The organism is Azospira sp. I09, from assembly GCF_009177135.1.
Taxonomy (GTDB): Bacteria; Pseudomonadota; Gammaproteobacteria; order Burkholderiales; family Rhodocyclaceae; genus Azospira; species Azospira oryzae.
Genome location: NZ_AP021844.1, coordinates 1,122,158 through 1,135,822, shown reverse-complemented (window position 1 = coordinate 1,135,822; position 13,665 = coordinate 1,122,158). Strand labels below are relative to the sequence as shown.

The 13,665-nt window shown below is 61.6% G+C and carries 10 protein-coding genes; 6 read left to right on the top strand and 4 right to left on the bottom strand.

The annotated features are described in order from the left end of the window. Positions 1–2: 2 nt before the first annotated feature. The gene (locus AZSP09_RS05270; RefSeq protein WP_148580998.1) at positions 3–1,073 is read right to left on the bottom strand and encodes a nucleotidyl transferase AbiEii/AbiGii toxin family protein; all 1,071 of its coding nucleotides are present in this window, start codon (positions 1,071–1,073) and stop codon (positions 3–5) included. Further along, complete coding sequence (locus AZSP09_RS05265) at positions 1,070–1,789, bottom strand: DUF6088 family protein (RefSeq protein ID WP_148580997.1); 720 nt, start codon at positions 1,787–1,789, stop codon at positions 1,070–1,072. Before AZSP09_RS05265 ends, AZSP09_RS05270 begins: the two co-directional genes overlap by 4 nt. Positions 1,790–2,264: 475 nt before the next feature. Here AZSP09_RS05265 and radC point away from each other — a divergent pair, with 475 nt between their 5' ends. After that, on the top strand, positions 2,265–2,771 hold the full coding sequence (radC, locus tag AZSP09_RS05260) for a RadC family protein (RefSeq protein WP_148580996.1): 507 nt from the start codon (positions 2,265–2,267) through the stop codon (positions 2,769–2,771). Between the two features lie 231 nt (positions 2,772–3,002). On the opposite strand, the gene AZSP09_RS05255 is transcribed toward radC, so the two are convergent. Further along, positions 3,003–4,049 carry a hypothetical protein gene (locus tag AZSP09_RS05255; protein WP_148580995.1) on the bottom strand — a complete coding sequence of 349 codons (1,047 nt, stop codon included), beginning with the start codon at positions 4,047–4,049 and terminating at the stop codon, positions 3,003–3,005. A 557-nt stretch (positions 4,050–4,606) separates the two neighbouring features. Between AZSP09_RS05255 and AZSP09_RS05245 the strand changes: the two genes are divergently transcribed. The 4 genes from AZSP09_RS05245 (at position 4,607) to AZSP09_RS05230 (ending at position 8,862) form a co-directional block, all read left to right on the top strand. Next, the gene (locus AZSP09_RS05245; protein ID WP_148580993.1) at positions 4,607–5,434 is read left to right on the top strand and encodes a DUF932 domain-containing protein; all 828 of its coding nucleotides are present in this window, start codon (positions 4,607–4,609) and stop codon (positions 5,432–5,434) included. Between the two features lie 66 nt (positions 5,435–5,500). Beyond that, positions 5,501–7,564, top strand: a complete 2,064-nt coding sequence (locus tag AZSP09_RS05240) for a ParB/RepB/Spo0J family partition protein (protein WP_152089380.1) — start codon at positions 5,501–5,503, stop codon at positions 7,562–7,564. Positions 7,565–7,626: 62 nt separating this feature from the next. Then, entirely contained in the window at positions 7,627–7,836 is a 210-nt protein-coding gene (locus AZSP09_RS05235; RefSeq protein WP_152089379.1) for a hypothetical protein, read from the top strand. Positions 7,837–8,109: 273 nt separating this feature from the next. Beyond that, positions 8,110–8,862 (top strand): hypothetical protein, encoded by a 753-nt coding sequence (locus tag AZSP09_RS05230; protein WP_152089378.1) that lies wholly within the window; start codon positions 8,110–8,112, stop codon positions 8,860–8,862. A 218-nt stretch (positions 8,863–9,080) separates the two neighbouring features. On the opposite strand, the gene AZSP09_RS05220 is transcribed toward AZSP09_RS05230, so the two are convergent. Further along, the gene (locus AZSP09_RS05220; protein ID WP_197739055.1) at positions 9,081–12,626 is read right to left on the bottom strand and encodes a DEAD/DEAH box helicase; all 3,546 of its coding nucleotides are present in this window, start codon (positions 12,624–12,626) and stop codon (positions 9,081–9,083) included. Positions 12,627–13,323: 697 nt separating this feature from the next. On the opposite strand from AZSP09_RS05220, the gene AZSP09_RS05205 reads away from it, so the two are divergent. After that, positions 13,324–13,638 carry a DUF736 domain-containing protein gene (locus AZSP09_RS05205; protein ID WP_148580992.1) on the top strand — a complete coding sequence of 105 codons (315 nt, stop codon included), beginning with the start codon at positions 13,324–13,326 and terminating at the stop codon, positions 13,636–13,638. Positions 13,639–13,665: the final 27 nt, after the last annotated feature.

Here is a 13,665-nt window from a genome sequence, read left to right as displayed (position 1 = left end):
CGCTACGTTCCTTTTGTGGTGAGTGCGGCCATTGCAGAGCCATTGACGATCTGCTCGAAGTGTTCTGCGCTGCGCAGCACCGCGTCGAGTGGAGGAACGTCGCCGAAGACCATGCCAGCCATTGCTTCATAGTCTTTTTCAAGTGCTTCTCGCATCGCCGGACTTGGCGTTAGCGTAAACGTACCGGGTACTGCAATATCAAGCCCCAGATCGGCGCTACCGAAGAACAACCTCGCATGGTGGGCACAGTCGATCGCCAACTCGTGATCGACTTGCCACGCGGCTGCAGATGGCGCCTGCATCAGTTGATGCACGTCATAGTAGTGGCGTGAGACGCGTTGCCCGCCGTGTCGCAGCTCCCCGCGATGATCATGCCATTGGCGTAGTCCATGCAAGATCATGACCTTGTCCCAGAAGGTGCGCTCGGGCTTCACAGTGATCACATTCGTCACGGTCAAGTCCAGGTCAGGGAGGTCCTGTGTAACGTAGGGGGTGACGGAGGCCGTGACATGCGGATCGAGTGCCGACTTGGCTCCTGCCTCTATCTTGACTGCTGAGCGGATGTAGTCGCCAGTGGTGGCCGTGACTGCGGGATACCAGAACAGCAGGCTCTGACCATCCTTGTCGTCGGGATCGGGCTCCAGCCGGAAGCGGTTCTCAGGAATGACGGATGCCGCGAGATGCGTGAACTGTGCGGTCAATGGCCCTGCGATATAGGCCCGGCATGCATTGCGGATGGCTTCGAGACGTGCACGGCGCTTCTTGCCACTCAGCGCATCCAGGTCGGCAATCTCGGCGCTTTGTCCCAAGTCATCACGGAATACAGTGATGTCTATGTCTTCGGAAAAGCGGGAGATCAGGCCGAAGGCCTTGGAGAGCGAAGTGCCGCCTTTGAACAACAAGCGGGGGTCGCCTGCCTCCAGACCGTTGAATAGCGCATCCAATGTCCAGCAGACCCAGAAATCTTTCTCGATGTTCTGAACCGCTGTGCCGAGGCGTGCTGAGGCACCAAGAAACAGGTCCCGTCGTTCGGCATCGCTGGCGGTGATGACGGTATGGAATGCTGGATTCAAGGGACCTCCACATCTTTGACCGAGCGGCGTCGCGCAGACGGAGGCTTTTCATTACTGGGTGATTGAGGTGTTGCGGTTGACGCAGTCTGCGGGTCACATCCGGGGAGTTCACGGACCAAACTTTGCATCCATGCCGGCAACACGTTGAAACCTTCAAGCAGATCCTGGCGGAGCGCAGAGCCATGAATAGGGTCGGCCAGCACTTTGGTCAGCTTGTTCAGAATAAGAGAACGTTCAGAAGTCAGCGTGTCTTTTAACCAGTGCAGCGCCTGTACGATGCGCATGGCCGGCCGCCCTGCCCAGTAGAGGCGACTGGGTGCCGTTTGCTTGAACTCAATGGTGAGCTTGTCGAGTTGAATTGCTCGGCGGCGGGTATCGGTATGGATGGTGACGCGAGCAGGTACCGCATCAGTCAGGCCGAGGTCATTGGCGGCAGTCATGCCATCTACCAGCATGCGCAGGTGATCCCGGCGCGCAATGGCCTCAGTTACAGCGCGATAGTCCGGGGTAGTAGGACGCTTGGTCAGGTTGTTGAGCGAGGGCCTGTCATAGAGGCCCCTGTCGATGCGACGCAACTCTCCCGCCTGCACCATGCGCTGCAGAGTTTTGTCGATGGCATCACGACTACCTAACTGCGCAAAGTCAGTCGGTACCCAAACTTGTCCGGGTTCGGCCGCTTCGATCAGGGCTGAGATGTGGGATTTGAGTGCGGACATTACTCCTCCTGTCCGATATTTATATACGTTTTTCGGACGTATGACAAGAGGCTGTCCGAAATTTGTAGGTTTATTTCGGACGCAATGAACACCGATCCCGTCTCGGTACTGGTTCACCACTATGGTTTTAACCGTCTGTTTAGCAAAACCCAATAGTGGGGCATCCCGGCGTTCCGCCGTCGGGCTCGCGGGCGACGCCCCGCGCCACGTGCCGAGTCGCGGCCATCCGGCTTTGATCCCTGACGCCTCCGGCCCTACGGGCCTGCGCGCTGCGCTTGCCCATCCGTGGTGTCATCGGGGTGGGGGTGGGCGGTCTTGCTGTTCCCTTCACCGTATCACGGCGTTCTCGCCGTCAAGGGCTGCGCGCGCCTTGCGCGCTTGCGTCCTGGCGGCCGTCGCTGACCCCTGACTGCTTGCGCTGCGCCGTGCTGAAGCCGGTTCCGGGCAATTCCGCCCGAGCAACCGGAGCACGATCATGTCGCAACTTTCTCTGTCTCTCGATTCCTCGCTGCTGGTGCGTGACGACCAGGGGCGTTATATCCCGGCCACTGCCGGCCAAATTCTGGAAGCTGCGCGGTATGTCATCGACCAGAAGATTCCGCGCGGGACGCTGTTTACTTCGCCGGCGTTGGTCAAGGACTATCTGCGCACCAAGCTGGCCAGCTTCGAGCACGAGGTTTTCGCTGCGCTGTTCCTCGACAGCCAGAACCGTCTGATCGAATACGTAGAGATGTTTCGCGGCACCATCGACCAGGCATCGGTGTATCCGCGCGAAGTCGTGAAAACGGCACTGCAACACAACGCAGCGGCCGTGATCTTTTCGCACAATCATCCGAGCGGAAATTCCGAGCCGAGCCAGGCGGACAAGCTGCTGACCCAGCGCCTCAAGGAAGCCCTGGCGCTGGTAGACGTGCGCACGCTGGATCACATCGTCGTCGGCGGCGAGGCCACAACGTCATTCGCAGAGCGTGGCCTGCTCTAAACCCAGGGGCTTCGGCCCCTTTTTGCTGCGTCCGACGGCGCAGCTCCGGCCTTCGTGGGCCTGCGCGTGCTGCGCACTTGCCGAAGGCAGGTGTGGTCGGTGGCGGTGTGGGGCGATCTTGCTGTTCCCTTCACCGTATCACGGCGTTCTCGCCGTCAAGGGCTGCGTGCGCCTTGCGTGCTTGCGTCCTGGCAGCCGTCGCTGACACCTGACTGCTTGCGTTGTGCGGTGCTATCTAGCAGCTTTTTGAAAAACAAAGCCCTCACATTTTCTTTCAAGATAGATTTGAAGGTACTTCGAGATCAATTCCCTAGTCTGATCCAATGGTAAGTCCTTTATTTCTCCTTCCATTGTATGGAAGAACTTATCTCTAATTTCTTTTATGCTCTTGAGTACTGCTATGTCCTCATCAGCATCTGCATCTTCATAATAGCTTGATAAAGCTGCAAACTTATCTACCAAGCGATATTTGTCCTTCATGACGGCAAGCATGCGGCTTGAAAAATCATTATGTGCAGCAGTTCCGTTGATATTTATGGCTACGCTTGATTGAATTTCTTTAAATTGTGTTGCAACAAACATTTCAAGAGCAGTCCACGCGGCAATAAAGGCATGAAGATGACCGCTCTTGTATGGCGTAAGAGACTCTGAGTAGATATCAATTATCTTATTTATTTCTTTGTCATTATGGAGAATGGATGCTAATTTCTCTGTAACCTGCACCTCTTCCATACTCAGTTTCGTCTTTAAATCCCCATCTGAGATAGTGGCAGGGTGCAGCTTTTGAATTACCGTAGATTGATCGTCGGTAACGTAGTATTGCTCATGGATGAAATCATAATTTTTCGAGAGAAAATTCCCTCTGGCAAATGTCATTGCTGCTGAAACAGATTTAAAAGCACGTTCTGCATTTTTCTTTAGCGGGGCTTTAACATAAGCTGGTAGCTCGGAGTTTTCCTCCTGATAAATGCGGACAATATCTAGAGGAAGACATGATTCGACATGGATTACAGCATGATGCAGAGCTTGAAGGATTAAGCTGTTTCGGCGAAGTTCAAGTTTTTCTCTGGCCTTGTCATCAAGATCTTCAATCCCTTTTTTGCCTGCCGGCGAAACAATTCGCCAAACCAGGTTTTCATAAGCATCAGATCCTAGAAGTCGAACCACAACATTCTCGTCTTTCAGTAATGCCGAATCCAGCTTCTTATTCGGGTCGATAATGCCTTTGGCAGCATAAATGCAGCAATAGTGAAATGTCGCATTATTTGGGTTTTGCATAGTATTTCTGCTGAGTGAATGGACAATATTTATCCGTTCAATCTATCAGAAAAACAATACTACTCACATCTCACCGTCACGCGTCTCCGCTTCGCGGACCGCGCTGCTCCAGGTTCGCTATTCGCTCATCCCTGATGGGACTGGCATTCGCCAGCCTTCCACATCCCTGACGCCTCCGGCCCGGCTTCCAAATCCGGGCCTGCGCGCTTCGCTTGCCGTGCGGTCAGCTCACAGGGAAGGCCGTTGTCTGTCCAGCCATCTCCCCTGACTCCATCACCTTGCTCGCGACTGTAGCCCGCGTCCGTGTGCCGTCAAGGCGCGCAGGGCCGTGTCCTCGGCTGCGCCTGCGGGCCGCACCAACCCTGCGCTTGTCTCCTTGACGGCCCCCGTCCGCGCGCTCCTGACCGTCGCGGGCGATGAACTCAGGAAAGACGGTGGCAACGAGGCCAACCGGGTTCCTCGTGCCGACCGCACCGAACAGCCGAAAGGCTGGGCTCCGAATCTTGGAATCCGGTGTGCGGTGTGAACAGCCAACCCTTTTTGTCAGGAGAAAGACCATGCAACTCGCATCCCGCTTCGCTTCCCGTTCCCCGTCGCTGCGCAGCGATTCCCCGCTATCCGATGACCAAATCCGCCGCGTGGCCCCGTCCATCTTCGCGGACGCCCCGCATGAGAGCCGTTCCGAGCGGTACAGCTACATCCCCACCGCCGCCGTGCTGGCCGAACTTCGGAAAGAAGGCTTTCAGCCCTTCATGGTGACGCAGACCCGCGTGCGCGATGAAGGCAAGCGGGAACACACCAAACACATGCTGCGCTTGCGTCACGCCAGCCAGATCAACGGCGCAGAAGCCAATGAAATCGTGCTGCTGAACTCGCACGACGGCACGAGCAGCTATCAGATGCTGGCCGGGATGTTCCGCTTTGTTTGCAGCAATGGCCTTGTCTGCGGCGACACCGTGGCAGATGTGCGCGTGCCCCACAAGGGTGACGTGGCCGGGCTCGTCATCGAAGGCGCTTATCAAGTGTTGAGCGGCTTCGAGCACGTGAAGGAATCCCGCGACCTGATGCGCGGCATCACGCTGGACGATGGCGAGGCCGAAGTGTTCGCCCGCGCTGCGCTGTCCCTCAAGTACGACGACCCGGACAAGCCCGCACCCATCAAGGAATCGCAAATCCTGATGCCGCGCCGGTTCGACGACCGCCGCCCCGACCTGTGGAGCGTATTCAACCGCACGCAGGAGAACTTGACCAAGGGCGGATTGCATGGCCGCGCCGCGAATGGCCGCAGGCAGAGCACACGCCCGGTACAGGGCATTGATCAAAACATCCGTCTGAACCGCGCCCTGTGGCTGCTGGCCGATGGCATGCGCGCCCTCAAAGCCTGAATCGTCCCTCCCGCCGGAGGGGCGGTTTCCCCTCCATTCCTTGTTTCAATTGATTGGAGATACACCATGAACGCGATTACCAAAACCGAAGCCCGCGCCATCAACACCGCCGCCCCAATCCCGCTGGAAGCCGCCGATCCGAGCAAGAACCTTATTCTGGTTCCCCTGTCGCGGCTGATGCTGCGCCCCACGGGCCGCAACGTGCGCAAGACCCCGCGCATGTCCATCCCTGAACTGGCCGCATCCATCCAGCGCGTGGGCCTGCTGCAAAACCTCATCGTGATTACCGCCGCCGATGGCGAGCATTACGAAGTTGTGGCCGGTGGCCGTCGCCTTGCTGCCCTCAAGCTGCTGGCGAAGAAACACCGCATCCCGAAGGAATGGGAGGTGCCTTGCCTGCTGGTGGCCGATGGCACTGCCCGTACCGCCAGCCTCACCGAGAACGTACAGCGCGAAGCCATGCACCCGGCAGACCAATTCGAGGCGTTCGCCGCGCTGGTGGCCGAAGGGAGGCCCATCGAGGACATTGCGGCGGATTTCAGCGTGACGCCGCTGGTGGTGCAGCGTCGCTTGAAGCTGGCGAACGTCTCGCCGCGCCTGATGACCGACTATCGCGCCGATGCCGTCACGCTCGATCAGTTGATGGCCCTTTCCATCACCGACGACCACGCCGCGCAGGAAGGCGCGTTTTACGATGCGCCGACGTGGCAGCGCCAACCGTCCGCGCTGCGCGAACGTCTCACCGAGCGCGAAATCGACGCCTACCGGCATCCGCAGGTGCGCTTTGTCGGGCTGGATGCCTACGAGTCCGCTGGCGGTGGCGTGCGTCGCGACCTGTTCGCGGAAGGCGATGCGGGCGTGTATCTGACCGATGCCGCGCTGCTGGAACGGCTGGCGCAAGACAAGCTAGCAGGCATCGCCGCCGAGGTGAAGGCCGAAGGCTGGGCATGGGTGGATGCCACGCCCGGCGTGACCCATGCCGACCTGCGCGCCTTCCAGCGCGCCCCGAGGGAGCGGCGCGAACCGAGCAAGCGCGAGGCACAGCGCATCGAGAAGCTGCAAACCAAGATGCAGGAGGTAGGCGAAGCGCTCGACGCCGCACTGGATGCCGAGGACGAGGACAAGGCCGATTCGCTGCAAGAGGAAGGCGAAGCCTTGGGCGAGCAATTGCAGGCCCTGGAAGATGGCTTGCAGGACTACGGCCCGAACGTGAAAGCCACAGCCGGGGCCATCGTCACCATCGACCGCAACGGCGAGGCCGTCATTCATCGCGGGCTGCTGCGCGAGGCCGAGGCCAAGGCGCTGCGCACGCTGGAACGGCTGCGGCAGGGCTTCGGCGGCGAGGACGCCGAGAACGACGACGAAGGCGAAACGACGGACGAAGCAAAAGCCCCCGCCATGTCCGACCGGTTGGCGCAGCGCTTGAGCGCGCACCGCACCGCCGCGCTGCAAATCGAAGTCGCCCGGCATCCGCAAGCGGCGCTGGCCGCGCTGGTGCATGGCATGGTGCAGACCGTCTTGCAGGAAAGCCGCTACGGCCTCAACCGTGATTCTCTGCCGCTGGGCGTGCGCCTCACGCAGCAAGACCGGTTGGAAAGCATGGCCCCGGACTGGCCGGAATCGTCCGCCGCCGTGGCACTGCGCGAACTGCAACAGGCATGGGCTGGCAAGCTGCCCGAGGACAGCGCCGAACTGTTCGCCGCGCTGCTGGCAATGGAGCAAGGCGAGCTGGTCAAGCTGCTGGCCGTGTGCGTGGCTTCCACGGTGGACGTGGTGACGCCTCGCACCACGCAGCGTCAGCCCGGCGAAGAACTGGCGCAGGCCGTGGGCCTCGACATGGCGGCGTGGTGGATGCCGACCGCAGAGGGATATTTCAAGCACGTTCCGAAGGCCGTGATTCTGCAAGCCGTGGCCGAGTACGCGCCGGAGCACGTCTCGCGGCTGGCGAAGCTCAAGAAGGCCGACATTGCCAGCGAAGCCGAGCGGCTGGCCGACGGCACGGGCTGGATGCCCGCCATCTTCAAGGCCGAAGGGCCGCAGGAGGCGGTACAGGTGGAAGGTCCGGAGCAGGACGCCCCGGAGGACGCCGAGGCCGTGGCTGATGAACCGGCCGAGGCGCTGGCCGCTTGACCCGCGCCGAAGGCGAGCGCCCCGGCTTCGACCGGGGTGCTTCGCTGGAAGGAGAAGCCCCCATGACACGCACCAGCACCAGCCGCCCGCACATGGCGGTGATCTACGTGCCCGGCACGGTACGCGCCCGCCGCTGGCACGGCGATGGCGATGTGCGCGGCTACCGACCGGCCTCGGGCTGGACGGCCCGCGCCGACCTCACGGATATTCACCCCATCACGGGCCAGGCCTTGCCGCGCGCCGTGTGGTGGATCATCGAGACGAAGGAATAACCGCGATCAGCACCGCGCCCAGGCCGTTCCGCCCTGGGCGCGGTGGACGCAAAAATCCGGGCGCGGCAGTGGCAGCGCCCGGTTTCATCAACATCCACAGCAAAATGCCATGCCTGTACTGGTGGCCTTGCGGTATGATGAAAACTGCAGCCGCGTCACGCTGAACCTGCTGCCGGGTTAAACGACGTTTCCACGCTTCTCCTTCGCTGACCGTGCCTATTCCCCGGTCGATGCGTAATCGGCAGACATCGGCCAGTCACTGAGGAATTTGGCATGACTGTCTCAACGTTTTTCGTTTCTGAAGCTGCCTTGCGCACCCTCAAGCAGAGGGCACAGCGGGGCGTGAAAGGTGTTTCTTCGTCCCACCTGAGCGAAGCGGTTGCCGCAGCCTTGGGATTCAATACCCATGCGGCGCTGCGTGCTGCGCTTGCTGGCCGCGCGACCGCAGAGGCGCAGAAGCCGAGCAATGCCCGGCTGGTGCAACGCCTGCAGCAATTCGGTTACGCAGCACCCGACGATCTGCGGCTGCTGCCGGAGTTCGAGCACTCCTATTCGCCGTTCAAGACCTTCCCGCTGCGAACGCAGCGCAGCGCGCGCTGGTGGGTCTGGCGAAATCTGATGGTGGCGGCTGTCAACGCTGGCCTCGAACAGCGCCTGTTCGGGCTGTCGGAAGGCGAGAACTGGTGGCCCGGTGGTGCCGAAGACAGTCATCACTGCAAGCGCAGCACCTATCGCTTCGTGTTCGATGGAGATCTGCCGGCGGTCGCCAGTGTGGATGCGATCAGCGGCGGCGAGCTTTCCATCAATGTTGTTCTCAAGCCTCGGAAAGCTGACATCCAGCCGGAGTGGTATTGCGATTTGAGCAGTGGGGACGCGGTGGCTTCTGGTTGGGTGGAGCGGCGCTTGGGGGCTTGGCTTCAGGACGGTGGCGAGGATGTCCACTGCAAGCGTGCTTTGCAGTCGCGCATTGCGGATGTTGGGATCGAGCCTGCGGGTTACTCCGATCAGGGCAGCTTCTTCATGTAGCTGGCCTGCGGCGTAATAGCAGGCTCGGAGCCGGGGCGTGTCGGCGCGATGCGCCGCCGGGCTTTCGGGCTGCGCCCCGTGCCGTCCTCGCCGTCACGGCCATTCGGCTTCAATCCCTCACGCCTTCGCGCCTACGGCGCTGCGCGCTTCGCTTGCCTCCAGTGGATCGATGCAAGACCCGCACGCGTATCGATCCCAGCCCGGCACGATTACTGAGGTCAGGTCGCCACTATCGCTTCGCACTCGGGAAGGCGCTGGAGCGGCAAGAGATCCATGACATCGCAAAACAACGACCGGTTCTGCCAATCGTTCCGGTCACCGATCACGTAGAAGCGCCGCTTGGCCCGTGTTGCTGCCACGTTCAACAGATTAGGCTCCGAGACTGCCCAATCGCGTGCGCCGGGACCTTCGGTATTGCCGCCCAGCACCATGATGACGACTGGAGCCTCCTTGCCCTGCATGGTGTGGATGGTTCCGGAAACCATCGAGTCACCGAGCAGGCGTTTGAGGTTTTCCTGAACAGCCTTGAAGGGCGTGATCACCGAAATTTCGGCCGCATCCACGCCGTCCTCGCGCAGCAGAGTCAGCAGTGCCCGCAGGGCCTCTCCTTCTGCTGGCACCCAGTTCCCGTCGGATGCTCCGCTGGCGTGGATCCATCCCGTCGGCAGGCGGGCGCGCGTCTCCTTGTCGGCGCGCGGTGCGATGGTGCCGTACACCATGGCGCCGTCGTAGGCGATGCGGTTGGCCAGCCCGTGCATCGGCTTGTCGCAGCGCCGATGCACGACCAAGGGCAGCCCCACCCACGTCTTGCTGCCGGTCGGCCCCGCCAGACGGCCCCATGTCGTGGCCTGATCCGCCAAGGTCTGCGCGGACTGTCTGTTGGGGAGCCAATGCGCATCGACGCGATAGCGCGTGCGCATGTGTTCCAGCACAGCGTCGGACACGGTGACGATGGGCTTGAGTTGCAGGGGATCGCCCACCAGCAGCGCGCGTCGGGAGCGCCACAACGCGCCCACCGCCGCTTGCGGGGGGGCCTGTCCGGCTTCATCCACCAGCAGCCAGCCGATCTCCCCCGGCCCCAATGAGCGGAAAGAGCGTGCGAACGAGGCAAAGGTGCTACTGAGTACCGGCACGACCATAAACAACGAGGCCCAAGCCGAGCGAATCGCCTCGCGCGAGAATCCCTGCAGGTGCGCGCCGGTCAACATCGCGTTGATCAGAAACAGGTTGGAGCGCATCCGTGCCGCCTCCAGCTCGAAGAACGTCCGATGCAGCTTCAGTGCCTGAATGAAGACGCGCGCTCGGGCCTGTCGCCAGCCCTCGATGTGCCAGGGTTCGGCCAGTTCGATGGCGTCGCCACGGCCGATCACGCCGCCGCGCAGCCATGCCAGCAGATGGTCGGCCCGACAAGCGCTGGCCAAATCGCTGGCCTGTTGCGTCAGGGATTGATCTTCCGCCCGCATTTTTTTCAACGCCTGCTGCGCATTGGCGATCTGCCGATCCAGTTGCAGCCTGGAGTCCTCGAATTGCTTGGCGAGCCGTGTGATGCGGTCGAACTCGGCCTTGGCGAGGCCATGCCGGTCTTGCAGCAGTTTCAGTGCAGTGTTCCAGGTGCGTGACGCTCCCCACAGACTGCATAGGTTCGCCCAGAACCCTGGTTTGCTGGCCTGGTGCTGTGCAAGCGCCTCCAGTGCATGTTTGAACGCCGCATTGGCGGGACGACCTTCCTCGGCATCCAGGCGCGCCTGTTGTTCCGCCGTGTGCGCCAAGCGCTTTTCAAGCGCTTGCACGGTGGCGGTCGTTTCGGTGATCTTCTTCCTGATCGTTTCCAGCGTCTGGATCAGAGCGCGGATGCGGGAGGCATCGGCGCATGCCAAGCGAACCTGCGCCTTGGCCGTCTCGTACTCGGCTACCGCCTGCTGCCACAGGGCTTGGCGTTCTTCCGGCCTGCGCTCCTTGTTGCGCTGGCTGTGCTCGCCCAGCCATGCCATCAGGCCTTGCGGCGCTTTCTTCAGCGGTTGCTGAGATGCTTGCTGGTCATTGGTCTCGGCAGCGGTGGCCGGGCCGGCAAACAGGGTCTTGGCGACATTCTCATCGTCGATTTCGTCGCTGGCTTCCTCGTTGTTGTCCACCTTGTCTTGGCTGGCCGATGGACTCTGCCCGTAGAAGTAGCGGTCCACGAACGCCTTGCGTCGCGCCTTGCTGCCCAGCGCACCAGAGATCAATCCCCAGGCCGGCTTGCCGGTGATCAGCTCTCCCAAGTCGGCGAAGTGCTCGGCTTCGGGCAGCCAACTCTCGTCGATCTTGTCGCGCTGGGGCAGTTCAAGGGTGACGTTCTCCACGGCACCGTTGTTGGACGAAGCGACCACGATCTCGAAGCCGTACAGCGAAGGATTGAGCTTGAAGGCGGCCTGCTCCTTGCCGCCATCGTTGCTGGCTTCGCGCGCGTTGCTGGCGAAACCGTCGGATGCGCGGCGCAGCGTGGCAAGCACGTCCGCCCGGCTGGTGATGATGGCGGCTATCAAATCGCGCAGCAGGGTCGTTTTTCCCGTGCCCGGCGGGCCGTTGACTCCTAGAAGTCCCTGTCCGTCAGCGAGCTTGGACAGAACTGTGTTCACGGCCAGTTGCTGGGAATGCACAAGCCCCAGGTGCCGTTCGGAGGGCCAGCAGCTATCGGCATGGGCCTGCGGCATAAGCCGCTCGATCAGCGATGGGGAGGCGTCGTCGCTGTCGATGTGCAGCCGCGGTTGCGGATCGTGGCGGCGCAGGTATTGGTTCAACGCTTCGCTCGCCACGCCCTTGCTGAGGCTGTCAGCAACGGTGGCCAGATCGTCGAGCAGGAAGCTGTTGAGCGGATCGTCCTCCGATGCGGGCTTGTCGGGTTTGACTGGTTGGGAACGGAATCGCAGCTGCGGGCGCTCTACGGTCGCAAAGAAGTCCGCCACGTCGAGGAATTGCAGCACCCACAGGGTGAAGTCCCGCAGGGCATCGCCGGACACCTTGCTCTGAAGTTGCGTTTTTGCCTGCTCGGCGGCGGCCCGTTGATCGTCCTCGAATCCGCGTGTCCAGTCCTTTCTCGCCAGCGCCCGCCCGAGGAACCAGGCCTCGCTGGAGAGCACGAAACTGTCCTCCACCAGTTGCCCATTCATGGTGAATTTTGCGGCGAACAGCGCTGATTCTCTGTGCTGCGGCTCGCGGTAGCCCTGGTCGGCGCCGTACAGTTCCTGGAGCGCGGCGGCGACGAGCCGGCTGTCGTACAGGTGGGCATAGAGCGTATGGCTCCATTCGCGCTTGTCGGGAAGCGCCTGCTTGCTGACAATGCTCTCGGGTGCCCAAGGAGGGATAGGGCGCGTGCAGGGCGTGTCGTGAAGGAATGCACCATAGGCGCTGCTGCGTTTTTTGATCTTGGGGGCCGATTGCGGCTGCAGCAACTCGACTGCATGCCAGTACCGGACGATGTTCTCGGGCTCCTTCAAAATGCCTTCCCTTTCTTGTTCTTGGTTTGCTTCACGGTCCACTCTGCGTGGTATTTGCTGTCCATCGACTTGAATTGTCATGGATGCTGTGCGCATGCGGGACACCTCGGTGATGCGCTGAGTTTTCCATGATGCCACGCTAGGCCTCTCCCACGAACGCTGTGCTTCGCCGTCGTGGGTGCTGACGAAGAGGAAAGCGGGAACCGTGCAGCGTGTCGGCGAGATGCGCCGCCGGGCTTTCGGGCTGCGCCCCGTGCCATCTTTGCCGTCACGACCATTCGGCTTCAATCCCTCACGCCTTCGCGCCTGTGGCGCTGCGCGCTTCGCTTGCCTCCAGGGGAAAACCCAGCGGGCTATCCCCGCCGCGCGCAGCTTGGCGCCCCTGTGAGAGCGCCGAACCGGTCTTGCCGGATCGGCCAGCCAATGCGCCGCCGCGATGGGTGGGGGCGCTGGCGAACACGCTGTGGCTTGCTGCGGCAGGTTGTGCGAATGCGTGCCGTCCTCAATGCTGGCGGTTCTTGCCTATCACGTCCAGGAAGGATGGCTCACGGACACCGCCCGGCATCGCAATGAAGCTTCCATACCACGCCTCAACACCGGCACCGCTGAGTGAAGCGGGGACGTTGTCGCCTGTCGCCGGGAGATTGACCTGGCCCGCGTCTGGAAGCGCACCGCTGGAGCCTCCATGCGGAGATGCCGATCTGTGCATGTCTCCTTTCGGAGGGAGGTTCGGCCCAAGGCGTCCTTGGCTTGTCGTGAATCCTGGCGGGGGCATGGCTGCGCCCTGGGCTTCAAGGCTGCAACCGTCCGGCGCAAACAATTTCCCCGCCGCTGCGCGGCTTCCTCGCGGGACAAATTCTTTGCGCCTTCCGGTTCTCCACTGCGTTGCGACCGCAAGCGGTGCAGCCCGCCCGTCCCCCGCCGGCCGGATCACAACAAGGACGCGATGGGCGCGAACCTTGTTCAACCGAAAGGAAAAAACATCATGGCCAACATCGGCACCTTCACCGCAGACAAAGATGGCTTCACCGGCACGCTGCGCACCCTGACGCTCAACGTCAAGGTCAAGCTGGTTCCCAACGACAAGGGCAGCAGCGAGAACGCTCCCGACTTCCGCCTGCAGGCGGCCAGTCACGATATCGGCGCGGCATGGAAGAAGACCAGCGAGGCCGGGCGGGAATACCTGTCCGTGACCCTCGACGATCCTTCGTTTCCTGCTACGGTCTATGCCCGCCTGATCGAAGGCGAGGACGGCACGCACGACCTGATCTGGTCGCGCAGCAAGCCCCCGGCGGCGTGACCGCCGTAGCGCCCCGCCCTTCGCGGC